Source organism: Vibrio sp. KUL78, assembly GCF_059725505.1.
The window spans coordinates 1,542,019-1,567,214 of record NZ_AP045838.1 but is presented as its reverse complement, the minus strand read 5'-3'; the positions used below and the strand labels follow the sequence as shown (position 1 = coordinate 1,567,214).

General features: G+C 47.2%; 18 protein-coding genes and 1 pseudogene. 4 read left to right on the top strand and 15 right to left on the bottom strand.

Annotated features, from left to right (window positions below; genetic code table 11):
- Positions 1-47 precede the first annotated feature (47 nt).
- Both AC6I8Y_RS23480 and AC6I8Y_RS23475 read right to left on the bottom strand, forming a co-directional pair.
- The gene (locus AC6I8Y_RS23480) at positions 48-290 is read right to left on the bottom strand and encodes a hypothetical protein (RefSeq protein ID WP_498021922.1); all 243 of its coding nucleotides are present in this window, start codon (positions 288-290) and stop codon (positions 48-50) included.
- 9 nt (positions 291-299) lie between these two features.
- Complete coding sequence (locus tag AC6I8Y_RS23475) at positions 300-1,472, bottom strand: MFS transporter (protein WP_498021921.1); 1,173 nt, start codon at positions 1,470-1,472, stop codon at positions 300-302.
- A 180-nt stretch (positions 1,473-1,652) separates the two neighbouring features.
- On the opposite strand from AC6I8Y_RS23475, the gene AC6I8Y_RS23470 reads away from it, so the two are divergent.
- A complete protein-coding gene (locus AC6I8Y_RS23470; RefSeq protein WP_498021920.1) occupies positions 1,653-3,416 on the top strand; it encodes an IucA/IucC family protein in 1,764 nt (587 codons plus the stop codon).
- A gap of 145 nt (positions 3,417-3,561) precedes the next feature.
- Positions 3,562-4,593 carry a S66 family peptidase gene (locus AC6I8Y_RS23465; RefSeq protein WP_498021919.1) on the top strand — a complete coding sequence of 344 codons (1,032 nt, stop codon included), beginning with the start codon at positions 3,562-3,564 and terminating at the stop codon, positions 4,591-4,593.
- Positions 4,594-4,641: 48 nt separating this feature from the next.
- On the opposite strand, the gene AC6I8Y_RS23460 is transcribed toward AC6I8Y_RS23465, so the two are convergent.
- The 5 genes and pseudogenes from AC6I8Y_RS23460 to AC6I8Y_RS23440 form a co-directional block, all read right to left on the bottom strand.
- Complete coding sequence (locus tag AC6I8Y_RS23460) at positions 4,642-4,917, bottom strand: hypothetical protein (protein ID WP_252016118.1); 276 nt, start codon at positions 4,915-4,917, stop codon at positions 4,642-4,644.
- Between the two features lie 307 nt (positions 4,918-5,224).
- Complete coding sequence (locus AC6I8Y_RS23455; protein WP_498021917.1) at positions 5,225-6,313, bottom strand: alkene reductase; 1,089 nt, start codon at positions 6,311-6,313, stop codon at positions 5,225-5,227.
- A gap of 125 nt (positions 6,314-6,438) precedes the next feature.
- A complete protein-coding gene (locus tag AC6I8Y_RS23450) occupies positions 6,439-7,320 on the bottom strand; it encodes a LysR family transcriptional regulator (protein ID WP_234497491.1) in 882 nt (293 codons plus the stop codon).
- A gap of 40 nt (positions 7,321-7,360) precedes the next feature.
- Positions 7,361-7,885, bottom strand: a complete 525-nt coding sequence (locus AC6I8Y_RS23445) for a DNA mismatch repair protein (protein WP_234497790.1) — start codon at positions 7,883-7,885, stop codon at positions 7,361-7,363.
- Positions 7,886-7,887: 2 nt separating this feature from the next.
- Positions 7,888-8,275 (bottom strand): annotated as a pseudogene (locus tag AC6I8Y_RS23440) (MAPEG family protein).
- 188 nt (positions 8,276-8,463) lie between these two features.
- Here AC6I8Y_RS23440 and AC6I8Y_RS23435 point away from each other — a divergent pair.
- A complete protein-coding gene (locus tag AC6I8Y_RS23435; protein ID WP_498021915.1) occupies positions 8,464-9,084 on the top strand; it encodes a hypothetical protein in 621 nt (206 codons plus the stop codon).
- A gap of 43 nt (positions 9,085-9,127) precedes the next feature.
- Here AC6I8Y_RS23435 and glgB read toward each other — a convergent pair whose 3' ends face one another.
- The 3 genes from glgB to AC6I8Y_RS23420 all read right to left on the bottom strand — a co-directional run bounded on the left by glgB (position 9,128) and on the right by AC6I8Y_RS23420 (position 16,381).
- Positions 9,128-11,311 (bottom strand): 1,4-alpha-glucan branching protein GlgB, encoded by a 2,184-nt coding sequence (gene glgB / locus AC6I8Y_RS23430; protein ID WP_498021913.1) that lies wholly within the window; start codon positions 11,309-11,311, stop codon positions 9,128-9,130.
- Positions 11,312-11,634: 323 nt separating this feature from the next.
- The gene (gene malQ / locus AC6I8Y_RS23425) at positions 11,635-13,809 is read right to left on the bottom strand and encodes a 4-alpha-glucanotransferase (RefSeq protein WP_498021911.1); all 2,175 of its coding nucleotides are present in this window, start codon (positions 13,807-13,809) and stop codon (positions 11,635-11,637) included.
- 118 nt (positions 13,810-13,927) lie between these two features.
- Positions 13,928-16,381 (bottom strand): glycogen/starch/alpha-glucan phosphorylase, encoded by a 2,454-nt coding sequence (locus AC6I8Y_RS23420; protein ID WP_394149897.1) that lies wholly within the window; start codon positions 16,379-16,381, stop codon positions 13,928-13,930.
- 541 nt (positions 16,382-16,922) lie between these two features.
- On the opposite strand from AC6I8Y_RS23420, the gene malT reads away from it, so the two are divergent.
- A complete protein-coding gene (malT, locus tag AC6I8Y_RS23415; RefSeq protein WP_394149896.1) occupies positions 16,923-19,631 on the top strand; it encodes an HTH-type transcriptional regulator MalT in 2,709 nt (902 codons plus the stop codon).
- A gap of 143 nt (positions 19,632-19,774) precedes the next feature.
- On the opposite strand, the gene AC6I8Y_RS23410 is transcribed toward malT, so the two are convergent.
- The 5 genes from AC6I8Y_RS23410 to lhpI form a co-directional block, all read right to left on the bottom strand.
- Complete coding sequence (locus tag AC6I8Y_RS23410) at positions 19,775-20,623, bottom strand: ABC transporter permease (RefSeq protein ID WP_498021909.1); 849 nt, start codon at positions 20,621-20,623, stop codon at positions 19,775-19,777.
- Between the two features lie 3 nt (positions 20,624-20,626).
- Positions 20,627-21,907: an ABC transporter permease gene (locus AC6I8Y_RS23405; RefSeq protein ID WP_498021907.1), complete on the bottom strand. Its 1,281-nt coding sequence runs from the start codon at positions 21,905-21,907 to the stop codon at positions 20,627-20,629.
- Complete coding sequence (locus AC6I8Y_RS23400; protein ID WP_498021905.1) at positions 21,904-23,079, bottom strand: ABC transporter ATP-binding protein; 1,176 nt, start codon at positions 23,077-23,079, stop codon at positions 21,904-21,906. The genes AC6I8Y_RS23405 and AC6I8Y_RS23400 overlap by 4 nt, the downstream gene beginning before the upstream one ends.
- Positions 23,080-23,170: 91 nt before the next feature.
- Positions 23,171-24,085 carry a dihydrodipicolinate synthase family protein gene (locus AC6I8Y_RS23395; protein WP_498021903.1) on the bottom strand — a complete coding sequence of 305 codons (915 nt, stop codon included), beginning with the start codon at positions 24,083-24,085 and terminating at the stop codon, positions 23,171-23,173.
- A gap of 59 nt (positions 24,086-24,144) precedes the next feature.
- The gene (lhpI, locus tag AC6I8Y_RS23390; RefSeq protein WP_498021901.1) at positions 24,145-25,158 is read right to left on the bottom strand and encodes a bifunctional Delta(1)-pyrroline-2-carboxylate/Delta(1)-piperideine-2-carboxylate reductase; all 1,014 of its coding nucleotides are present in this window, start codon (positions 25,156-25,158) and stop codon (positions 24,145-24,147) included.
- Between the last annotated feature and the right edge of the window lie 38 nt (positions 25,159-25,196).

Genomic DNA, 25,196 nt, shown 5'->3' with positions numbered 1-25,196 from the left:
GGCCACGAAGATTCTGTGAATAGTTGGTTCGACTACCACTGCCAAAATCAAACCCCTGGGATTAAGCGACCTAATGCACCTTTCAAATCCGTCCCGGCATTGATGTGCTTTTCTAGCTCTTTTTGATCAATTACCCACATAGTGGTTGCAGAATCTGCAATCGTGGTTTGAATCTTAGTACCCGTGACAATCACAGTATCCAGATCGTTCTTTGGCTCGGCGTAAACCGTGCTGTGGACTAAAAGAGCTAAGGAGCTTAGGGGAAGTCCCTTTCTCACTAGAGTGTTCATAATGTTCCTTTATTTTTCTGATATAGACATAGTTGAAGGTGACAATGACGTGCTACCGATAGCGCACATCGAGATCAAAAGAAGTAAGGCAAATAGGGCTGATGCATAGAGCGCATTTACGCCCAGGGACAAAAACAGTGCCGTGGCTCCCGTTCCGAGCAGATGCCCTATGGAGTGGCTTTGAGCAATCAAACCGCTGACAGATACCTTGCTTATGCGCTCATCCGCATTGTGATACGTTACTTGGCTATACCAAGTAGGAAGAGCCGACACCGCCAATGCCAAGCCCACTCCTGCCATCACTAAAACTGGGTAAGTCGCTGGTTTGGAGATGATTAAAACGGTGAATACAAGCAGCCCAAGAACCATCAAGCTGATACGCACCCTAATAAATTTGGCGAGTAAGGGCATAAGCACAGCCTGACCAAATAAGGCGACGACCGAGACTCCGAGTAGAAACATCGCCAATTGGTGACTCGCCTCAGCAGGCGTAGGAATCAGACGGTGAACCTCAGGAGCTAGCGCTAACTGAAAACTTGCAACCCAAGCGGTGGTGAGCAGAGCACAAATGAGCGTCCAAATTGGGACAAGTTTAAGCCTTTGGATAACAGGCAAGGCCTGATGCTTGTGGTCTTGTCTATTGTTGTCAGTAGACGGACATTGGAAGTAACTCCACAACATGGGGAGAAGCGGTATCACCAATATCAGCAGCCAATTTATGGGGATAAGCGCTAAGCCCGGTCCGATTAAACGACCGAGTGTTAGTGCACTGCTTGCTCTAGAGAGCTGTTTATACTGCGAAGCATGGTCATGGTTCTGAGCCAATATATATCCATGAGCAATAGGGAGAAATGCACTGGAAAAATACCCCATTGCAAATCTTGTCGTACCAAGAATAATCAAAGATAACCAATGCCAAGATAAATCAAACGACAATAGCGTTAATACAACAATAAAAATCACGCTAACTAAAGCATAACCCGCAAAGGCAAGACGAGCGCTAATAGCAAAACCATCACTTGTTATTTTATTAGGCCAATAGATTGAACCAATAAAATAACTCAGCAAATTCACGTTCAATAAAATTATGACGCCAGACCATTCTAACGAACTACCAGATATGCCTAACACATCTGCTACATACGGCAGAAAACTAAATAATAAAGTCTGATTTAGCCCCATTGAGAGCAGGGCACCTAACATCCACATGGCTACAAGAGTGCAACAAAAGTTACGTTAATGATAATAATTATCACTATGATTGTTGATCTCACTATCGTTTGTCAATACATTATCTATAAATTGTTTAACATTTATATTGATAGCATTATCAGATAGATAGCGTAGAAGAGGTTCATAGTAGTGAGAAACCAACGTTGGGAAGTGGCTAACCAGAAGCTAATGGCTAAAGCATTTAGTGAGCTAGATTTTGAGGATTTATTTGAATTCGATACTCTAATGCAGACTAAAGAAGGCATTGAAAATATAGAGATTGTTTTAAATGGACAACGCTGGTCTTATCAAGCAAAGCAAAGTATTTGGGGGATGAGAAACCCAATTGCTGGCTCAATTAAATGTAACGACGAAAATAACCCTACAATTACTCAGCTTTTAATTGATCTACAAAAGACAGTTTCGATTAATGATATTGATCTGTCGGGTCTTTTAGAAGAAATACAGCAAACGCTGTTCAGTGAAATTAAGCGATCGGAGACATTGGATAAAGTGACGACCCAAGATATTGTCTATTGCTCTGAAATTCAAAGGCAAAAATATCTCGATGCACACCCTAAAATCATTGCTAATAAAGGCCGATTAGGTTGGGGAGAAGCAGAACTTGCGCGGTACTCACCAGAAACAAGCGAAGGCTTCCAACTCAGATACATCGCTATCAAGAAGCATTTGTGTCACTTCGGCTTTCGCTCTGACCTTACTCCGCTTGATGTACTAAGCAAAACAATGTCTGAGCATGATTACTCAGACATTGTCACCAAGATCCCACAGCGCGAACTGAATGAATATCTCGTGCTTGCCGTTCATCCATGGCAATACCAGCGCTTTATTACTGTTCAGTTCCAAGAGTACCTCCAAGATGAAGACATCATTGATCTCGGCTTGCTTGGCGGAAGCTGGATCCCTCAACAATCCATTCGTACTCTGAGCACGTTAGACCACTCAGTGCCATATGATGTGAAAACCGCGCTCACCATACTCAACACCTCTTGCTATCGAGGCATACCCGGAAAGTACATTCAGCAGGGACCAGAGATTTCCAAATGGCTAGCAAACATCGCAAGCCGTGATCCTCTCCTAAAGAAAAACGGCCTTCATGTTCAACAAGAGTTAGGGGGTGTTTACTGCCCTCACCCCTACCAATCCAAGATCGAAGGCGCATACCGCTACAGCGAAATGCTTGGCTGTATTTGGCGAGAGCGTGCTGAGGCGGTGCTGAGTGACAACCAGCGACCTCTCTCTATGGCGACACTCATGCAAGACGATGGGCAAGGTAATGCGTGTATTAATGAGCTTATCGCTTCATCAGGCCTGTCTCATGAACAGTGGTTACGCGCTATGTTTCGGCATGTTGTCATACCAATTTACCATCTAATGTGTCGCTATGGTGTCGGTCTTGTTGCCCATGGTCAAAACGTGACACTTGTATTGGAAGATAACATTCCGACTGGTTGTATTATCAAGGATTTCCATGGAGATCTTCGACTGGTCGATCAACCGTACCCCGAACTGGCGTCCCTAGAGCAAAGCATTCAAGACAACCTCACCCGTTTGCCGCCGCACTATTTGGTTCATGATTTGCTCACTGGCCATTTTGTTACTGTGCTACGATTTGTCTCTCCTTGGCTAGAGAGCGAAGGGATTTCAGAGGCACTGTTTTATGGCTATTTGGCAGATGAAGTAAAAACGTATCAGACATCGCACCCTGAATTCAAAGAGCGCTTTAAACAGTTCAACTTACTCAGCGAAAGCATCGACAAGATCTGTCTCAATCGAGTTCGCTTCAAAATTGGCTACGGTGATAGCAGCGAACGCCCTTTGCCTGAGCTTGGCAACCCTATCCCTAACCCTCTGCTCATTGGCCTTACCGCGCTAGACAAACAGCAGCGCTAGATAAACGCTAACAAGGACAATTATGCTGCTCTGTTATCTGTCGGAGCAGCATCTTAAACTAAGCGACCCAATCGTTGTTAACTCATTGTATTTATGAAACTAAGCAGATAGTCTGGCTCTACCATAGCTAACATCGGAGCCGTTCATGCAGTACCCGAAATCTCTATCAGCCGGCAGTACCATAGGTATCACCGCCTTTTCCTCTGGCATCGCGCCTCAGCATCTTTCACGCTTCAAATGTGTAACTAAGCACCTTGAATCTCTCGGCTTCAACCTTGTGATTGGCAATTGTCTTTTCGATGAAGGGAAGCATGTTAGTGGTACCGCGACTGAACGAGCGGATGAGTTAATGTCTATGTTACTGGACGAACATATTGATGCTATTTACCCACCGTGGGGTGGAGAAGTCGCGATGGAGCTTCTGCCACTTATCGACTTTAAAAAACTCAATACCGTTCGCCCTAAGTGGATTCTCGGTTTTTCAGATGTCAGTACCATCTCTGCGGTCTTCGCGAGTAAACTTGGCTGGGCAACCGCCCATTGCTCGAACTTAATGGACCTCTCGCCAAATGCGATTGACCCACTGACTTCAAGCACCATCGCCAATTTAGGCACCCCATTAGGCGAAAGCTTCATACAAACGGAGCAAACTCACTATGCAAGTCGATGGCCCGACTTTGTCAACGCACCAGCATCAGGACTAAATCTCGACACTCCAACACAATGGCGCTGGCTCAACAAGCCGAAATCAGGAAGTGCAGTGGAAGGAAGGTTGATAGGCGGATGCTGGGACACCTTATCGCACCTGTTTGGTACTGAGTATCTCGATCTAGACGCGTTCGCAAACAGATTTCCCGAAGGCATTGTCTTGTATTTAGAGAATGCAGAAATGCCGCCGACAGAAGTGGTTAGAACGCTGCTCAGCATGAAATTTCGCGGCATATTTTCTAATATTAGCGCGCTGCTCATTGGACGCAATGCGGCCCCTGACTCGAGCAACCCAAACGACCTAGGCTACTATGAGGCTTTAGAAACTCACTTAAAAGAGCTCGACATACCTGTAATGATTGATCTCGACATTGGTCATCGACCTCCCAACCTGACTCTCATCAACGGTTGCAAGGCTCGTATAGATCTAACTGATACGCTTGGTACCCTCACACAAACATTAAGTTAATCACGGACACTTTGTTCCAAATCCCCCATTGCCTGTCGAACTGGTCTATTAAGGCTGGTTCGACTGTTCTAATTGCTGTTCACATAGCTCGACTTTGAGCTTAATGATTTCCGCTTGCTGATCAGCCGTCACCGCATGCGCCGAGAGCCCTGAATGGTTACTTCCACCAGCAGCGAAACTTGCCAAGGATAGTGCAGCAAGAGCATTAGCTTCATTGTGACTGGCTTGAACTCCTGAAGGGTCGCATCCATTCTCTGGCGTGGGCTCCACAACAGCACATCCCCCAACGACTAGAGTGATACAAAACAAAATTAACGTTCTCATAAAATGGTTTCTCACAGGTAGCTTGCTAGAGCTTTCGGCACTATCAATCGATAGGGCGCGTAAAAAACCAAGTCTGAATGAATTTTGTACTGCGAACAAAATGGGTCCTATAGGAACACGGCATAGAACACGGTTCACTCCTAGCTAGCAACCCAAATGAGTGACCATCAATAGACACCAACACAGTACAAACTCACTGGATGATGTCAGTCTCGAAAACGTACTAATAACTGAACTTCAATAGAAAAATAAAAGGCGAGGGTTCAACTTCGAACACTCGCCTTTCTGCTCAGTTTAGCTTTTAGTCTTATTGGTACTCAGGGTAGTCGATATACCCTTTTTCATCGCCGCCATACAAACTTAAACGAGCATCAGCATCAAACTCGGCCAGCGGCCAGTTGTTTTTGAAACGCGCCACAAGATCTGGGTTGGTCACATAAGGTGTACCAAACGCAACAAGATCCGCATAGTTGTTCTCTAGTAGCGCTGTTGCACTCTCTTTGGTCAGTTTGCCCGCAATCATAATTGGATTTGGGTAGATATCACGAACCTCTTTACGGAACGACTCTGGCGCTTCCACGTAGCGCGAGATGTTCTCTGAGAAGTGCACGTAGGCGAGATTCATCGGTGCCAATGCGATCAACGCCTTTTTCACGACATCAACAATCTCAGGATCTTTATCAGCGAACCCTTCCATTACGTGTGGAGAGACACGGATTGCCACTTTGTCACCGCCAATCTCATTCACAACAGCTTGCATTACTTCAACCAAGAATCGAACGCGATTCTCTTGTGAGCCACCGTATTGGTCTGTGCGCTTGTTGCTTGAAAGACGCATAAACTGGTCAATCAGATAACCGTGCGCTGCATGAATCTCAACGCCATCGAAGCCAGCCTCCATCGCATTTTTTGCTGCCTGGACATAATCGGCGATGGTTTGCTGAATATCTTGCTCCGTCATAGCGCGAGGCACGCCAGTTTCAATCATGCCGAAACCACCTTCAGGTAGTGGGCCAAAGACCTGATCGGCTTCTTTAATCGCTGACGACGAAAGGACCTGCTCACCCGTGATAGATTCATGGCTACGACGACCCACGTGCCAAAGCTGAACAAACACCTTACTACCTTGGTCATGAATGGCTTTAGTCACTTTTTTCCAGCCTTCGATCTGCTCTTGAGTATAAATACCCGGCGTCATCGAGTAACCCCGTCCAATAACCGAGATAGGCGCACCTTCAGTGATGATCAGACCTGCATTAGCGCGCTGTGCGTAGTAGGTTGCCATCATGTCATTCGGTACATCGCCCGGCTGAGTCGTGCGCGAGCGTGTCATAGGCGCCATTGCAATGCGATTGCTTAACTCAAGTTGATCGTAGTTGAAGTTAGAAAAGATCATGTCGTATGTCCTCAATATCGTAATGGGGACAGTTTAGCCATGAGTAACGTTAAGATTGAGAGCAATAATCGCAAATGGCTTTTGTCAAAATCGCAAAAGCCATGTTCCTATAAGGAGGAATAAAGCTAGAGCGATAACCTAGGTTGAATAAACTCAATAAAAGCCGTGATACGCCTTGCGACAGAAGACGAGCGATAGTACACGGCGTTAACTTGTTCACGGCCAGTGGTCGTCAATTTATCAGACTCAAGCAATGGCACTAACCTGCCCTCCTCAATATCCTTTTTGACCATAAAGCCAGACATACAAGCAATACCATTACCTGCCAACGCAAGCTGTCTGACGGTTTCACCATTGCTAGAAACCATGCTGGGTTGAATCGTCGGAGTACCAGGCAGCGGCCACTGGTTTAACACCTTAGCGCCCACAAACCCTATTAAGCTGTGAGTACCAAGATCGCTGACCGATTTCGGATATCCTCGCTGAGCTAGGTAATCGGGAGAGGCCACGAGAAAGAGCAGACTTTTTCCGAGCGGCTTGGCGTGCAAAGTTGAGTCCGTGAGTTTACCGATTCGAATCGCGACGTCCGTCCGCTTCTCCAGCAAATCCACGAAGCCTTCGTTGGAGGTTAGCTCTAACTCTATATCAGGATATTCCTTATTAAACTCGGCAACCAACGGTACTAATTGATGAAGTACAAAAGGACTGGCGGCATCGACCCTGAGGCGACCTTTTGGAAGCTCACCTCTTGCGACAATATCCTCTTCAGTTTGCTGAAGAATACGCAGACCCTCTCTAACCCCATCGACAAACTGTCTACCTTCATCGGTGAGCTCAATACGTCTCGTGGTTCGATTAAGAAGCGTTACACCTAGCTGAGTTTCAAGCTTACTGACACTGCGAGAGACCTTCGCAACTTGAATATCTAGAGCCTCTGCGGCCGCGGAAAAGCCACCGCTATCAATAACAGACAGCAGTATTTCTAAATCATCAGAACGGGTGAGCATATTTATTTCATTAATTGCAAAAGTAAGTTCTAAGTGTATATCAATTTGGCAATGATCGGCGAGACAGATCGCGAGCGAGTATCAGAGCAAGCCCCAAAATCTGCAGGAAAACAGCAATGTTCTTGTAATACGCCATTTCCTCTTCAATACTCGCAAGCGTTTCAGATAGCCCTAGATTATCAAGATAAAGCTCATCGATGAGTTCACGTTGCGTGTCTTGAGCACTATTGATCATGGCCATTAAATCGTTGAGGTGTTTACTGTGGATCGGTGGGACTTGTGCCGTAACCCACTGAGATAGCTGAACCCTTAACATATCGGCTATATCGGGATCGATGTTATTACCGTCTAAATGTATTAGCAGAGCTTCACGCTTTCTCTCTAAAGTTTCCACCTGATTCCATGCCAGTTGCATCGAGTATAAGTTGGCTTCTTTGCGCTCCTGAATCATCGCAATGTCACTCGACATTTTATCTAGCACCTGGCTAGACAACACAATAGCCATGACGTTCAGAATAAGGCCTATTGAGACCATCACCCATGCGGGTGGCAGGAGCGAGCGCATCATCAAAGTAGCCTATCGAACGGAAGATAAAAAAAGATTAGAGACAATCAAACCCGCCATGGCAAAAATTGTCACCTTCATTCCTCTAACGCGACCTTTAAAGCGCTTATTGAGAATACCATCCGCGTGCATCCAACGCCCCACCATAAAGCTTACCCCAATAACGTGTATCCAAACTGCTGGCGCACCATTATATTCAACCAAAGCCATTAAAATTAACGTAATCGGAATATAGTCAACGGCATTGCCTTGTGCACTGCGCGCAATCTGCAGCGATTCAACACCTCCATCAGCATACGCGACTTGGTTAGACCTGCGTTGCTTGATGACTTGAAAAGATAACCAAATCATCAAAGCGGCAAGCAGTGACGCATAAAGTGCTGTAATCATTAATATCCCCTAATTTTTCGTCAGTATCGCTCAGACAAGTGTCTAACTTGCTGATATAAACAGATAATACTAGTCAGTGTAGCCGAGAATTCTAGGTTCTCCACTGACAGAACTGGCATAAAATCAACTAGGTACCTAACCTTATAGATGCAAAAACGAGAATTAATTACCAAGCTGGGATAGTACGAGTGAAAATGTATCTAATGCTGTTAGCCCTTCTTGTCTCGGCACCTACTGCTACCTATGCAAGTTGGTTTAACGAACACAATATCGATAAGTTTGATCGAATTGAAACCCATCGAGTATGGGGTTTTGGGGATTTAGTCGACAATAAGTTCACTACTTTTGGTATACGCTGCGATGACCGCTCTAAGCTCCTTGTCACGTTTGGCCTTGCTCAGGAGCTCGACAATGAAAACGCTAAAGTTGATCTAGCGTTTCGAGTCGACCAAAACGAGCCACTTTTTTTTGAGGGACAGTTGTTCTCGAATAGCAAAGAGTCTGGGTTTGTGAGAGCGACGAAAGAGAATTTAGCGCTTATTAATCGCTTAATACTGCAAAGTAAACAAGGCAAGAACGTAGATGTAAGAGCATCAAACAAAGAACAGAGCCAATTTGTTGAATACTCTGTATCGCTTGACGGGTTTACAAAGTTTAGCCATGACACTCGCGAGGCATGCGGAGTTGGGACGGTAAAATTGGCAGTCACGCCGAAAGACAAAGCCGAGCTCATCAGGTTGAGACAACAACTTAAAGATATCGAAAAGAAAATAGCCGAAATAGAAGCGAAGTACTCGACGGGATTCTAATAAGCCCTTTAGCGGAGAATTCCGCTAAAGGGCCTAACGACGTTTAGCCTCGGTATTTATAGAATACCGTTGATAGTGGTGGCAGTTTAAGTGATAGCGATTGAGGTTGAGATTCACTCTCTACAGCCTCAGTCTCTGCCACTTGAACAACGCCAAAATCACTACCTGCATACAAGGCATCATCGGTACTTAACAGTAACTCATAGCGACCTGCTAATGGCACACCCAAGCGGAATGCTTCGTGAGGAACTGGCGTAAAGTTACTGACAACCAATACACGTTCACCATCTTCACTGATACGCTCGTGCGCCAAGATGCTCGCTTCTGCAGCATCTTGTAGTCGCCACTCAAAACCTTTCGGATCTGAGTCTTGATCGAACAGAGCTTTTTCAGCGCGATACAGCAAGTTCAAGTCTTTCGTTAGTGCTTTCACACCTTGGTGGCGCTCAAAATCAAGCAAGAACCATTGAAGCTGGTCATCGTGGTTCCACTCACCCGTTTGACCGAACTCGGCGCCCATGAAGTTTAGCTTCTTGCCTGGCTGAGCGTACATATAACCAAGATAAGCGCGTAGGTTCGCTGTTTGCTGCCACTCATCACCTGGCATCTTGTTATGGATCGAGCGCTTACCGTACACCACTTCATCGTGCGATAAAGACAGTACATAGTTTTCGCTGTGAGCATAAACAAGCGGGAACGTGATGGTATCGTGGTGGTATTTGCGGTGAATTGGATCTTCTTGAATATACGATAGACTGTCGTGCATCCAACCCATATTCCACTTAAATCCAAAGCCTAGACCGCCCGCAAAAGTTGGCGCAGATACGCCTGGGAAAGCGGTAGATTCTTCGGCGATCGTCATGGCATTCGGGAAGTGTTTATACACTTCTTCGTTCATCCACTTCAGTGTTGCAATCGCATCATAGTTCTCTCGACCACCGTCAATGTTCGGAATCCACTGATCGTGGCTACGCGAGTAATCGAGATAAAGCATCGATGCAACGGCATCCACACGAATACCATCGATATGGAATTGCTCAAACCAGTACAACGCATTGGATACTAGGAAGCGGCGAACATGTTCACGACCTAGGTCATAAATGTACGAGTTCCAATCTTGGTGCCAACCGCGGCGTGGATCCGGATCATGGAACAGTGGCGTACCATCAAAGTTCGCTAAGCCGTGATCGTCCGATGGAAAGTGTGCTGGAACCCAATCCAGTACTACACCAAGGCCCGCTTGGTGACACTGATCAACAAAGTACTTGAAGTCATCTGGTGAACCAAAACGACTGGTTGGTGCAAACAAACCTACTGGCTGATAGCCCCATGAACCGTAGAACGGGTGCTCAGAAACTGGCATCAATTCAACGTGGGTGTAGCCCATATCGGTTAAATAGGGGATCAGCTCGTCGGCAAGTTCACGATAATTTAGGAAGTCACCGTTGTCATTACGTTTCCAAGAGCCAGCGTGCAGCTCATAGAATGACAGGGCTTCTTTGCGTTTTTCTGTGACCGGGCGCTGCTGCCAATTGGCATCTTGCCAGTCATAACGATCATGATTATAAGTAACTGAAGAAAATGATGGGTACTGCTCAGAGTAGAAACCCCATGGATCCGCCTTGTGTGGCAGACCTTCACCATCAGGACCTTTTAGCTCAAATTTGTATTGAGTGCCCTCTGGCAAATTCGGGATGAAAATCCCCCAGATCCCGTAGTCGAGTCTCTGCATTGGGTTGCGACGTCCGTCCCAAGCGTTGAAATTACCAACGATACTGACGGCAGAGGCATGTGGTGCATACACTAAGAAACGGGTACCTTCGACTTGCTTACCGTCTCTCTCTTGCGAAATGAATTGTGCCCCCATCTGGTGGTACATTTCTTTCGGCGTGTGTAGCTCTTCGTATTCGGCATATAAACCGTGGTATTGGTATGGATCATCGAGCAACTGCTCAGTGCCATTCCAATCGACAGCCAACTGATAATGGGTAAATCGTAAATCAAGGTCCGATTCAAGGACAAACCCCGACGCCTGATCTCGCACCATTGGCATTCTTGTGCCATCTTCCAAAACAACCGCGACAGCGTCTGCGCCTGGCATCCAAACTCTAAGCGCATGTGTCTCATCCTGTAGGTATGGACCTAGGAATGAGAATGGGTCAGCAAACGATGCACTCGAGAGTAGATCGTACGCCTTTTGTTGTCTTTTAAGCCCTTTTTTGTTCAACGTTCATCTCCCTCGACCTAACACTCTGCCCCCCCTTTTTATTGTTGAGTCTTAGCCAGTGGCTAAAACGTCGGGGGCAAGAAATAAAAAGCCCGCGATACGCGGGCTATCTGCAAGGTTTCATTGTACTGGAAACATGATGTACGGGAAGTGACAAGCACCCAATTTTGCAGTGCAATCGGTCAATTTCACCGACAATTTACAATATAAATTTGCAAATGATATATCCAAGTCGTCAGAAAAAAGAAAAGCACGATTCTTTGGAGATGACAGAACAAATATCCAAAAGAATCGTGCTTTGTTAGCGATTTAAAAATCGGTGATTAGCTGGCTTTCGCGCGCACTTCCGTTAGGCGTTTAGCAATGCGATTTACCCCTTCTTGAGCGAAGATTTCTTCAAGGTTCATCGACAGCTTACGACGCCAGTTCGGGTACTCATTAACCGTACCTGGAATGTTTACTGGTTTATCCATTTCTAGCCAGTCTTCAAGCTGAACACTGAGTAGTGCAGATGAGCCCGCAGCCACATGAAGCTGCAGTGCTTCGCTTAGGTAAGCATCCATTGGTACTAGGCTTGCGTCACGACCAACACCTTCAGGAAGGTAACCGTGCCACGCGACACTATCAATGATGCCTTGCTTGCACTCTAAACGGTCATCAAATAAACCTGCTAGCTGCTCTTCGTTTGGATATAGACCAATCTCACGACCCATTTTAAGGTCATCGCAATGCCAGAAGCCGCGTAGCGTTGGCATATCGTGAGTACATAGTGCAGACATCGATTGATCCGCATAGTGCTCAGGAGAGATAAAGCCGCCATCTTCTGCTGTTTCGAAGAAGAATACCTTGTATGAGTGAACGCCTGCGTCACGAAGGATCTCTACGATTTCATCTGGTACAGTACCTAAGTCTTCACCGATAACACTACATTGATGACGGTGTGACTCAAGCGCTAGGATTGCTAGCATGTCTTCAACTGGGTAGTAGATGTACGCACCTTTCGTCGCGTTTTCACCTTTTGGAATCCACCAAAGACGTAGCAAACCTAGAACGTGGTCGATACGCAGTGAACCACAGTGCTTCATGTTCGCACGCAGTAGCTTGATGTATGCATCGTACGATGTAGCTTGCAGTACTTGTGGGTTAAGTGGAGGTAGACCCCAGTTTTGACCCAATGGACCCAAGATATCTGGTGGAGCACCGATGCTCGCATCCATCACTAGGTTGCCATTGTCTGCCCATGTTTCAGAGCCAGAATCCGCAACACCAACAGCTAGGTCACGGTAAAGACCAACGGCCATACCCTTCTCTTCTGCTAGTGCTTGAGCTTCATTGATTTGAACATCAGCAATCCACTGCAAGTACATGTAAAGCTGAACTTTATCTTGGTTATCAGCAATATATTTTTGAGTCGCTGCATTTTCAAAACGACGGTACTTCTCTGGGAATACCGGCCAACCCCACATGTTGCTGTCTTCTGCGTGAAGCTCAGCGTGGATCGCATCGAATGCGGCTTGATGAAGTAGGCTTTCACCGCCTGCCTCAACGAAGTCTAGGAATAGTTTTGCGCGCTCAGACTGCTTGTCTAGGTGACGAGATTTGAACTCATCGAATAGCAGTGGCAATACGCTCATCTTAAGCTCAGCCACTTCGGTGTAGTTCACCCAGTGTGACTCACGCGCTTTTTGCAGGCGTGCTTGGAACTCAGAGCCACCAACGATTTGCTGTGCATCTGCACTTAGCGCAAATTCTGCGACAGAGCTAACGTCGATGTAAAGAATGTTCAACCAGCGGCGAGAAGATGGGCTGTATGGGCTCGCACCTTCTGGGTTAGCAGGGAACAATGAGTGAATTGGGTTAAGACCCACAAAGTCACCACCACGTGCAGCGATATCCGCTACAAGCTGTTTAAGGTCACCAAAATCACCGATACCCCAGTTATGCTGAGTACGAAGCGTGTAAAGCTGGATACTTGGACCCCAAAGCTTTTTACCTTCATCAATCGCGCTTTGTTTGTAACAAGCACGTGGAGTACGGATAAGTGTCATCTCGTAAGGTGCTTTACGGCGCTTACGCTCTAAGTAAAGCTTGTGGTAACCCCATAGAAGGTTGTTTGGTAACGCAAATACTAAAGGGCCACCCTCAGCACGTTCATCACGAACGATCTGAGATTGAAGATAGCCTTCAAGTACTTCTCCTTGCTCAGTCTCTAGACGCCAGCTGAAATCGCTTTCTCTCGCGCTCACACCTAAATGAAGTTCTACTTCAACGGCATCACCGTCTTTAACAACCAGTACAGGGTCTAGCACTTCCTTCTTATGCTTTTTCTCTGCAGATTTTAGTAGTGATTCATCATTAGTCGTGTCGTAGCCTAAAGACGCAAGCAGACGAAGAATGGTTTCGTCCTCAACTCTGGCTTCGTCGCCCCACGCACTTACGTAGCTGTCGGCTATTCTTGCCATCTCAGCAACTTGTTTTAATGCTGTTTGTTCTGTCATCGCTCTCTCCGAAGGACTTCTCTTAACCTTCAAATCGGTAGGGTTATTATTAATTTTTAAAGTAAAAAGCCAAGGTACCTCTGTCCCTAGAGGAACTGAGGTACCTTAATTTTATTTATTAACGAGAAACTGATTCTAGTTTCCAAATGTTGTTCACGTAATCGCGAATTGAGCGGTCTGATGTGAACTTACCAACCAATGCGGTGTTAAGAATCGCTTTCTTAGCCCAACCAGCTTGGTCTTGGTACTGTTTGTTCATGTCTTCGTGCGCTTTCACGTAAGATGCGAAGTCTGCTAGACATAGGTATGGGTCACCACCGTCAAGTAGGCTGTCGTACGTTGCACGTAGTAGACCTGGTTGACCTGGAGTGAACTCATCACCTAGTAATAGGTCTAGAGATGCTTTCAATAGTGGGTCAGCGTTGTAGTAGTCGTATGGGTTGTAACCTGCAGCTTGCGTGCGTTTCACACCATCAACATCAAGACCGAAGATGTAGATGTTCTCGTCACCGACTTCTTCACGGATCTCAACGTTAGCACCATCCATCGTACCGATAGTAAGTGCGCCGTTAAGAGCCATCTTCATGTTACCTGTACCTGATGCTTCTTTACCTGCCATAGAGATTTGCTGAGAAACGTCAGCAGCTGGAATCAACATTTCAGCCATGCTTACACGGTAGTCAGGGATGAATACCACTTTCAACTTACCGCCTAGGCGTGGGTCGTTGTTTACTTTCTCAGCAACCTTGTTAATCGCAAAGATGATCTCTTTCGCTAGGTGGTAGCCAGGTGCCGCTTTAGAGCCGAAGAAGACAACGCGTGGAGCCATATCAAATGTTGGGTCATTCAATAGGCGGTGGTATAGAGACAACACGTGTAGCAAATCTAGCTGCTGACGCTTGTACTCGTGCAGGCGCTTGATCATCACATCAAAGATAGCATTTGTGTCTAGCTCGATACCCATGTTTTCCAGAACCCAATCAGCTAGACGCTGTTTGTTTTCTTTCTTAACAGCCATGAATTCTTTTTGGAATTTCGCGTCTGTTGCGTATTCAGCAATGCCTTCTAGCTGCTCTAGTTTCGCTGGCCATTCTGGGCCCACTTTTTCAGTGATTAGCTTAGAAAGACCTGGGTTACAGAACTTCAACCAACGACGTGGTGTGATACCGTTCGTCACGTTGTGTAGACGAGTTGGGTACATCTCATGGAACTCAGGGAATAGGTCTGCTTTCACTAGCTCAGAGTGAAGTGCTGCTACACCGTTTACTGCGTATGAACCGATAACACATAGGTTAGCCATACGAACCATGCGGTGGAAACCTTCTTGGATGATAGAAAGCTTAGCTTGCTTCTCACCGTCACCAGGCCACATTGCACGTACTTCTTGTAGGAAGCGGTGGTTGATTTCGAAGATGATTTCCATGTGACGTGGAAGTAGACGCTGGATTAGCGACTCAGACCAAGTCTCTAGCGCTTCTGGAAGTAGCGTGTGGTTTGTGTATGCGAAAGTCTTAGAAGAAATCGCCCACGCGTCATCCCAGCTCAAACCTTTCTCATCAAGAAGGATGCGCATTAGTTCAGGAATAGCGATCGTTGGGTGCGTGTCGTTAAGTTGAATAGTTTCTTGCTTAGGAAGATCCGCCAGTGTGTAACCTGCAGCCTCGTGACGACGTAGAATATCGCGTACAGACGCAGCTGAGTGGAAGTACTGCTGCATTAGACGCAGTGTCTTACCTTTCTCGTGGTTGTCGTTCGGGTATAGAACCTTAGTAATGTTACCCGCATCGATTAGCGCGTGCTGTGCTTCGAAGTAGTCACCGTTGTTGAAGCTTTCTAGAGAGAATGGTGCGATTGCTTGACATTCCCAAAGACGTAGCGGGTATACAGTGTCAGATTCGTAACCAACAATTGGTAGATCCCAAGGCATTGCTTTAACCGTCATGCCAGGAACCCACTTACGAACTTCTTTGCCGCCTACGTTTACAACTTCAACGTGACCAAAGAAACCGATCTCTTGTGCGAGTTCTGGACGAGCTACTTCCCATGGGTAGCCTTCAACACCGCGCCATGCATCTGGTGCTTCTTTTTGACGACCATCTTCGAAAGATTGCTTGAATAGACCGTATTCGTAGTGAAGACCGTAGCCTACAGTTGGGAATTCTTGAGCGGCACATGAATCCATGAAACATGCTGCTAGACGACCTAGACCACCGTTACCTAGTGATGGGTCACGCTCTTCTTCTAGAAGGTCAGTCAGGTTGTGACCTAGTTCAGCCATTGCGTCAGTTACTTGATCGTAAAGACCCATGCTGATTAGGTTGTTACCTGTTAGACGACCGATTAGGAATTCTAGAGATAGGTAGTTAACGCTTTTTGCGCTCTTGATGCGCTCATCTGCTTCAGTTTCAAGCAGGTCAAAAGTCGTTAGCTCAGCAAGCGCACGACCCATTGCTAGATACCACTGACGTTCAGTCGCAGTTTCTACCGTCGTTGCGTAAGTTGCTGATAGGTGTTTCTTAACACTTTCTTGGAAAGAAGCTTTATCAAATTTTTTCTGTTGCGCAGGTTTCATTACGAAATCTCACTTTCAAGTTTTATCCATCTGTCACATATCGTGCATGGTGACGTATCCATAAACATCCTCCTAAGTCCGACTCCCTGAAGGATGAGTGAGGAGGGCGTAGGGGGCGTACTCCCCTTCACTAAGTGATCGATGTCCCATTCCGATATTGGATTCGGTTTTTTCTGGTGATAGCGATCACGCCAAGCTCAGTTTTTAATCTAAGCGCTATCGAAGAAACATTTACTATCGCATCGGTGACTAAATACAAAAATTGCTGTTGAGATCACAGTTAGCCGTAAAAAAGCCCCAAAAAAATCTGAAATTTTGTATACATGGCTGACCAATACCCTTTCGAATGCGTACCAATAAGTGACGAACTTCACATATATGAGGCGTAGTTAGGGTGTGGGACACGCAATAATTAAAATCTAGCGCTCGATCAAACACTGTATAACCTACTGTTTCATAACATCGAGGCTGCTCTATAAAGCTGTGGTAAACGCTCCCTCCTCCTTGAGGAGTAGAAACAATAATTAGTAGGAAATATCTTATGTGGATTCCTTCAAAACTGACTCGACCAGGCCGCTTGCACAACGCCATCGTTCGCCCTCGAGTATTAGATCTGCTTGCACAGGCTCCCTTTTATAAACTTGTTCTTTTTCGCTCGCCTGCAGGTTACGGTAAAACGACCATGGCCGCTCAATGGCTATCGGATAAACCACATGTAGGTTGGTACAGCATCGACGAAAGCGACAATGACCCGTTCCGTTTCGTTAACTACTTGCTGCAGGCCATCAACAAGGCCACCAACAACACCTGTCCTAACGCACAAAAGCTGGCAGAACGTCGACAGTTCTCATCGCTGCATTCTCTCTTTAGCGAAGTGTTTGCCGAATTGACTAGCTATCACCACGAGTGTTACATCGTCTTAGATGACTACCATCTGATCACTGACGAAGAAATTCATGAAGCAATGCGCTTCTTCCTTAAGCACATGCCAGATAACATCACGCTCGTGGTGACAAGTCGTGGAAATCCGCCGCTGGGGACGGCGAATTTGCGCGTACGGGATCTGATGATTGAAATTGGCAATGAGCTTTTAGCGTTCGATACCGAAGAAACAACACGTTTCTTTAGTCAGCGACTGGCCAGTGAAATTGACAATGAAACCGCTAACTCACTGCGCACCTATGTTGAAGGTTGGCCTTCTGCTCTGCAGCTTTTTGCATTGCAGGCCCAGCATCAGAAACGCACCTTGGCGCAATCAGTAGAGACCATGTCTCAGTTCAATCATGCGCATCTATGGGACTACCTCGTGGAAGAGGTCTTCGATCTGCTTGATAAAGAGACGCGCCATTTCCTAATGCAGTGTTCAGTGCTCGATCACTTTAACGACAGTTTGGTCACCGCACTGACCAAACGTGACGACGCGCTTAGTATGATCGAATCGCTCAACCGCTTTGGTTTATTTATTTACCCACTTGAAGGTGAGAACAACTGGTTTAGGTTCCACAACCTATTTGCAGAGTTCTTATCTCATGAGCGTAAAGCGCGTATTCCTCAGCAAGAGCATGAGCTGCATCTAGCTGCTGCAAACGCATGGCTGCAGCAAAAAGTCCCACACCAAGCCCTTCGTCACGCTCGCCTTGCGAATAACAACGACTTAGTGGCTGAAATACTGCTTGAGTTTGGTTGGAAGATGTTCAACCACGGTGAACTGGCAACGCTTGAAGACGCGATTGATGTACTCTCTGCTGACCAGCTCTACAGCCAACCAAAGCTGTGCATGCTGCAAGCTTGGCTTGCTCAAAGCCAGCACAGATACAACGACGTTGGTGAACTGATTGCCAAGGCAGACGCTGAAATGGCGGATCGCCAAGTCAAACTGACGGCAAAAGAAGAAGGTGAGTTCCACGCATTGCGGGCACAAGTTGCTATTAACCAAAACTCTCCTGACAAGGCAATTGAGCTTGCAGAACTCGCGCTAAGCGAGCTGGATCATTCTGAGTATCGCAGCCGAATTGTGGCGACCTCTGTCGTCGGTGAAGTCAACCACGTAATCGGCAACCTCAGCCGTGCGCTGTCTATGATGCAGCAAACTGAGAAACTAGCGAGACAATACCATGTCTACCACCAAGCGCTATGGGCTCAGTTGCAACAAAGTGAAATCCTGATCGCACAAGGCTATGTTCAAGCGGCGTTTGAGATCCAAGAAAGTGCCTTCAAACTGATTGAAGAACAACAACTGCATCAAGTACCTATGCACGAGTTCTTGCTCCGAGTTCGAGCGCAAGTACTCTGGTGTTGGAACCGCCTCGATGAAGCGGAAGAGTGTGCGTACAAGGGCATCGATGTGCTCGGTAACATCGACCCAAGTAAACACCTACACAGCTACTCTATGATTGCACGCATCGCGATTGGTCGAGGTGAGCTAGACAAAGCTTCAAAAGTCATTGAGCAGATCCAGCACCTAATGAAGCAATCGACTTACCACGTAGATTGGACCGCGAACGCATCTCTATCACTGCTTCTATACTGGCAAGCGAGAAACGACATTGAATCGATTGAGCAGTGGCTAGAAACCGCGACTAGACCAGAAGAAGCGTGTAACCACTTCTCTCAATTGCAATGGCGTAACATTGCTAGAGCGCAAATAAACCTTGGTCAGTACGAGCAAGCTCAGGTTACGCTCGACTTCCTCGATAAAGAAGCGAAACAGCATCAGCTCGTCACTGATCGTAATCGCAACCTTATCGTCGAAGCGATTCTCAACGTCCACAACCGTAACGAAGAGAAAGCGAAAGAACTCCTGAAAGAAGCGTTAGTACTTACTAACCAGACAGGCATGATCGGTAACTTCCTCATTGATGGCGCTACCATTGGCCACTTGCTTGCTAACTTGGTTTCAAAGTCTGACTTGGGTGATCTCGAGCGTCACCGCGCTCAATTGCTGATGAAAGACATCAACACCACTCAGCGTAGTCGCTCAGTGCACTTTAACGAAGAGTTTGTTGAAAAGCTGGTCAACCACCCGAACATCCCTGAGTTAGTACGTACTAGCCCGCTAACCCAGCGTGAGTGGCAGGTTCTTGGTTTGATATACTCTGGTTTTAGCAATGAACAGATTGCTCAAGAACTGGATGTAGCAGGCACAACGATTAAGACTCACATTCGTAACCTGTATCAAAAGCTCAACATTGCCAATCGTAAAGAGGCAATCAGCACCGCAGAAAACTTGTTGCAGTTGATGGGCTACTAAGCATCACCATCTTCAATAAATACAAAGCCCGAGCATCTTCATTGCTCGGGCTTTTTGCTATAAAAGAGCGCTCACAGGAATGAGCGCTTGGGTCAATGGCTTAGCATGTAGCAAACACTCTGGACGGTAGCCTAATACCCGAATTACTCCTCGATTCCGCGAATCCTCATATTTCGGCGCCGCAGATACTCGAGTGTCACCAATAGCAATACCGACATCAAAACCAGTAGCGATGCCACTGCCAAAATGGTCGGGCTAATTTGCTCGCGAATACCTGACCACATCTGCCTCGGCACCGTACGCTGCTCGGCGCCAGTGATGAACAATGCTACAACCACCTCATCAAACGAGGTGCCAAACGCAAACAGTCCACCAGAAATCATCCCCGGTCGGATCAGCGGAAACGTCACCGTGCGAAAAGTGTAAACCGGATTAGCACCCAGACTTGCCGCCGCCTTGGTTAAGCTATGGTCGAAGCCGCTCAATGTCGCGCTGACCGTAATCACCACAAACGGCGTACCCAACGCGGCGTGCGCTAGGATAATCCCAGGCATAGTCTGGGCAAGGCCAAACCGGGTGTAGAAAAAATACATTGCCGCAGCTGAAATGATCACCGGCACTATCATAGGTGAAATCAGTAACGCCAATATTGCATTGCGGAACGGCACTTTCTCGTTGGATAACCCCAGTGCCGCCAGCGTTCCCAATAACGTAGCCAAAATAGCCGCCATTAAGGCGATGAAGGTGCTATTTTGCAACGCTTGACGCCATTGTTGATTGGCTATCATCTCCTGATACCAGCGCAGCGAGTAAGCCTCTGGCTCTAGATTCAACATCCCCTCGGTAAAGGTAAAATAAGGCGTTGCATTAAATGAGAGTGGGACAATAATCATGATGGGAGCGATGAGAAACAGCAGTACCAAGGTACAAAAGCCAAGGTAGCCCCAGTACCCCACTCGCTCTACTCGCGATGCGTAAGTCGGTAATGCCATGGCCTATCCTCCTACTCGAATGCTATTAATGCCTACCAAGCGGTTAAACAGGTAAAACAGCCCCAGCACCAACAGCAGCAGTAAACCGCCAAGTGCCGCCGCCATTCCCCAATTGAGAGACGTCTGCATGTGATAAGCGATCATGTTGGAAATCATCTGCCCGCTGCGTCCGCCTACCAGCGCAGGCGTGATATAAAAACCAATCGAGAGAATGAAGGTCAGCAAACAGCCTGCACCTACACCGGGTAGCGTTAGGGGCATATAGACTTTGGTAAATGCGATTCGAGGCGATGCGCCTAATGATCGCGCGGCTCTAAAGTAAGTCGGACTGATGCCCTTCATCACGCTGTAGAGAGGTAGAATCATAAATGGCAGTAAGATATGCACCATGGACACAACAGTGCCAAAGGTGTTGTGAATCAGCGCTAATCGCTCACCAGATAGCCCACTCCAAATCAGCAGGTCATTGACTACCCCTTGATTTTGCAGCAATACAATCCACGATGTCGTTCTGACCAAAAGTGAAGTCCAGAACGGTAGCAACACGACTATCATAAGCAAATTAGCATGTTTGTCAGGCAAATTGGCCAATAGGTAAGCCAGCGGATAAGCCAGCGCTAAACACGTTAAAGTGATCACCAACGACATCCATAAGGTTTTGTAAAACAGTCCTAGATAGATTTGTCTCGACTCAGACTGCTCAGTAATTTTGCCGTTTTCATCCACCTTCAAGTCCAATGCGGCAAGATAGAAGTGAGAGGTATAGGCGGAGTTCAGGTTCTTAATCGCAGCCCAATATTTTGGTTGCTGCCAGCGTTTATCGATGGCGATAAGCTGCTCATAGGTGACTAACTTTCCATCCAGCTTCGCCAACTTACGACCCGTTTTCATGAGTAAGCTGCGCATACCCGAAATTTCGATATTGAAGCGATTGGCTACTTTTGGCAGCTGCTTGGAGAGATACAGCGCGGTAATCTCCTCACTAAAGGTATGAACCAGTCGCTCACTCGGCACCGATTGAGTATCCAAAGCGGCAATTTCAACCGTGGTATCAGGCAGCGATTCCACCACCAGAGAGTTATCGATACTGCGATAGAGCATCTCGACGATAGGAAACGCAAAGGACAGCAAGATAAAGCAAACCAAAGGAAGGGTAAGAAAAAGGGATCGTATCTGCTTGCGTCTCTCTGCTTTTGCCAACTGCTGGGCGAGATCAGGCGTGTGGTTGCTGAGCTGCTTTTCCAGCTCGGTTACCGACTCCAAGGATGACAGCTCGCGACTCATAACGCTTCCTCCACTTTCGCTCCATCACGAGCAGCATTACGGCTTGGTTCAGAGCTATTCTGCTCCTGAAAATTCTGGTCTTGATAATCTAGGGCATGACAATCCTGTTTACGCCAACCAATCTCGACCTGCTCCCCCACTCGCACCGCAAAGCCTTGCCCTGAGTCGTTAGGAACTTTGACCACCAAGCTAGCAAAACCCGACACTTCAATTATCAAGCGGAAGTGATCACCGTGATAGATCATTTCATTCACTCGACCGACAAACCGATTTTCCAGCTCCGGCCCGTGTGGATTAATGACGATCTTTTCCGGTCTTATCGATAATGTGGTGAACGCGCGCTCGCTAGCCACTTGCACCGACTTCGCCTGAACTTGATACGAGCCAACGGCAACCTGACAATACTGCTCTTCAAGCGACTGTACTTGGCCGACTATTTGATTGTTCTCGCCAATGAACTGAGCCACGAATGCATTGCTTGGTGATTCATACAACTCGTTCGGCGGGGCCAGTTGTTGCACTTCGCCATCGTGAAACACCGCGATACGATCGGACATCGTCAGCGCCTCATCTTGGTCATGGGTGACATACAAAATGGTGATACCAAGCTTCTCATGCAAGTGTTTGATTTCCATCTGCATAGTTTCACGAAGCTGTTTATCTAGAGCGCCTAATGGCTCATCCATCAGAACCAGCTTTGGCTCAAACACTAAGGCTCTTGCTAAAGCAACGCGCTGCTGCTGACCACCAGAAAGTTGTTTGGGATAGCGATTCGCCACATGGGAAAGCTCCACCATAGATAAGATATTCTCAACTCGCTCAGCGATTTCTCGCGCGCTCATATTGCGTACTTTCAATGGAAACGCCAGGTTTTCGGCGATGGTCATGTGTGGAAACAGGGCATAGTTTTGAAATACCATGCCGATCTCACGTTTGTGCGGGGCAAGATGGTTTACCGGTGTGCCATCAATAAAGATTTCACCATGCGTCGCAGTTTCAAAGCCTGCAAGCATCATCAAGCAAGTGGTTTTTCCTGAGCCAGATGGGCCTAACATGGTGACAAACTCACCCGGGGCGATGTCGAGGTTAAAATCCTTTACGACCAAGGTTTTTCCATCGTAGGTTTTCTTTACATGCTGAAAACTCACATAGTCCGTTCGATTCGTTTTCATAGTCTCTGCCTTGATTGGGTTAAGTTAAGAGCGCCCGCCATGAGCGCTCTGTGCTGCTAGTTCTTTGCGCTATTAGTTCTTTGCGCCAAAACTAAAGCTGGTACTTACTCAGATCGAGACGAGTTGCTAGCGCAGCTTCAACAAGCTGAATTACCTCTGCACGCTCAGAGCCCTGTAGCAGTTGACGTGGTGGGCGCACCTGCTCTGATCCGCGACCACAAACTTGCTCGGCGAGCTTGATGCATTGGACCAAGGTTGGAATGGTATCGAGTTTAAGAAGTGGCAAGAACCAGCGATAGATTTCGAGCGCTTCGGCATAGCGACCTTGGCTCGCCAGCTTGTAGATAGCGACCGATTCCGCTGGGAACGCATTGGTTAGGCCCGAAATCCAGCCCGTTGCACCGAGCATAAACGATTCAAGGGCAATGTCATCCACACCACCAAATATGGTAAAGCGCTGATCGAACTTGTTGTAAAGCTCAGTAATGCGGCGCGTGTCCGTGGTCGACTCTTTGATTGCAACAATGTTGTCGAACTTCGCCAGCTTTTCCATGATGTCCAAATTCACATCCACACCATAAGAGACTGGGTTGTTGTAAATCATCATTGGCATCTCAGGGGTTGCTTCTGCGAGCGTGCGGTAGTATTCATATGTCTCAGAGTCTGATGTGCGATAAACCATGGCAGGCATAACCATACAGCCGTCAACGCCAATGGCTTTCGCATCTTGCATGTAATCAACCGATGCGGCAGTAATTGACTCTGCAGTGCCTGCGATAAGCGGTACTCGGCCGTTAACCACTTCTTTCGCGGCTTGCAGCACCTGAAGCTTTTCCTCTGGGTAAAGGGCGCAGTTCTCCCCTACCGTGCCAAGACAAATAATGCCGTTAACACCGTCGTTGATTTGGTTGTCGATGACAGTTTGAGTCGCATCTAAGTCAATCGTTAAGTCGCGTCTAAACTGAGTACTGACCGCTGGGTAAACACCTTTCCAATCTACGTTCATTGAATTCCTTCCATTTGTATATTGTATGCAATTTAAAAAGACGAGCGAAAAGCTCTTCACTATCCCAATTCCACTTGGGCTAAGTTCGTCAATACCACCTGCGCTGCCACGAGATCAGCGAGGGCGCTACCGACAGATTTATACAGCGTGATTGAATTGGGATCGGTTCGTCCCAAATCCGTGCTTTGGCTTGTTTTTGGGCTTGTTTTTGGGCTTAGTTCGGCGCCACAAAGCTGTGGCAAATCCGCCACTATCTGCTCGGGTGAGAAGGTTTGCTCAGCGATTGGGATCAGTAACTCACCAGCCTCAGATAGAACATTGATGCGGCTATCGACATATACCCGCGAGCGCAGCACCAATTCGCTGTCACACTCTCGGTACTGACGATGATGATTGCCCACCAAGTCAACATGTGTCCCCGGTTTTACTTGCTCGCCCAATATCAATGGTTCGAGAGAGCCCGTTACACAACTGATGATGTCTGCCGCCTTAATACCTTGCTCTATATCCGTGACTATCGACACCGCGAACTGGCGCTCTCTTGGTAATCGCTGATATTCATCACCATGAACAATACGCTCTGCCGTATTCGCAGCCTTCTGCGCATTCCTGCCCCAAACTATGACGCGTTCAATAGGGCGAATCGCTGCGTAAGCCCAAGCAAAATAAGGCGCCAATCGCCCCGTGCCACAAATCAGCAAAGTCTTTGACTCTTTGCGTGCTAAGTAGTCCGCTGCAAGCGCCGATGCGGCTGCCGTGCGCCAATAAGTCAGTACTTTGGCATCCATGGAAGCGAGCGGTGCACCATCACTGCGCCTAAACGCCAACAGTCGAGAAGCCAGTACATCTTTCCCTTGCGCACCATTGCTTGGAAAGTAGGTAAAAGTCTTCACCGCGATCAGCTCATCATTCCACGCTGGCAGCAGCGCCAAAGCATCGTGGCTATTCGCTGCGAGTGGCAACACTTGGCGCTGAGGAACACTTGCCGGTTTGGCATATGTTTGACGCATAGCTGCGATAAGCGATGTCATCGTCAAACTCTGGCTAATACGTTGTGATTCAATTGTTTTCATCCATCCTCCATAGAAGACACTCTCACTAACAAAAGGCA

What these genes read in the sequence shown, in the direction of transcription:
- AC6I8Y_RS23480 (WP_498021922.1), bottom strand. Translation starts at nt 290, where the DNA reads ATGAACACTCTAGTGAGAAAGGGACTTCCCCTAAGCTCCTTAGCTCTT.
- AC6I8Y_RS23475 (WP_498021921.1), bottom strand. Translation starts at nt 1,472, where the DNA reads ATGGGGCTAAATCAGACTTTATTATTTAGTTTTCTGCCGTATGTAGCA.
- AC6I8Y_RS23465 (WP_498021919.1), top strand. Translation starts at nt 3,562, where the DNA reads ATGCAGTACCCGAAATCTCTATCAGCCGGCAGTACCATAGGTATCACC.
- AC6I8Y_RS23460 (WP_252016118.1), bottom strand. Translation starts at nt 4,917, where the DNA reads ATGAGAACGTTAATTTTGTTTTGTATCACTCTAGTCGTTGGGGGATGT.
- AC6I8Y_RS23455 (WP_498021917.1), bottom strand. Translation starts at nt 6,313, where the DNA reads ATGATCTTTTCTAACTTCAACTACGATCAACTTGAGTTAAGCAATCGC.
- AC6I8Y_RS23450 (WP_234497491.1), bottom strand. Translation starts at nt 7,320, where the DNA reads ATGCTCACCCGTTCTGATGATTTAGAAATACTGCTGTCTGTTATTGAT.
- AC6I8Y_RS23445 (WP_234497790.1), bottom strand. Translation starts at nt 7,885, where the DNA reads ATGCGCTCGCTCCTGCCACCCGCATGGGTGATGGTCTCAATAGGCCTT.
- malQ (WP_498021911.1), bottom strand. Translation starts at nt 13,809, where the DNA reads ATGACAGAACAAACAGCATTAAAACAAGTTGCTGAGATGGCAAGAATA.
- AC6I8Y_RS23420 (WP_394149897.1), bottom strand. Translation starts at nt 16,381, where the DNA reads ATGAAACCTGCGCAACAGAAAAAATTTGATAAAGCTTCTTTCCAAGAA.
- malT (WP_394149896.1), top strand. Translation starts at nt 16,923, where the DNA reads ATGTGGATTCCTTCAAAACTGACTCGACCAGGCCGCTTGCACAACGCC.
- AC6I8Y_RS23410 (WP_498021909.1), bottom strand. Translation starts at nt 20,623, where the DNA reads ATGGCATTACCGACTTACGCATCGCGAGTAGAGCGAGTGGGGTACTGG.
- AC6I8Y_RS23405 (WP_498021907.1), bottom strand. Translation starts at nt 21,907, where the DNA reads ATGAGTCGCGAGCTGTCATCCTTGGAGTCGGTAACCGAGCTGGAAAAG.
- AC6I8Y_RS23400 (WP_498021905.1), bottom strand. Translation starts at nt 23,079, where the DNA reads ATGAAAACGAATCGAACGGACTATGTGAGTTTTCAGCATGTAAAGAAA.
- AC6I8Y_RS23395 (WP_498021903.1), bottom strand. Translation starts at nt 24,085, where the DNA reads ATGAACGTAGATTGGAAAGGTGTTTACCCAGCGGTCAGTACTCAGTTT.
- lhpI (WP_498021901.1), bottom strand. Translation starts at nt 25,158, where the DNA reads ATGAAAACAATTGAATCACAACGTATTAGCCAGAGTTTGACGATGACA.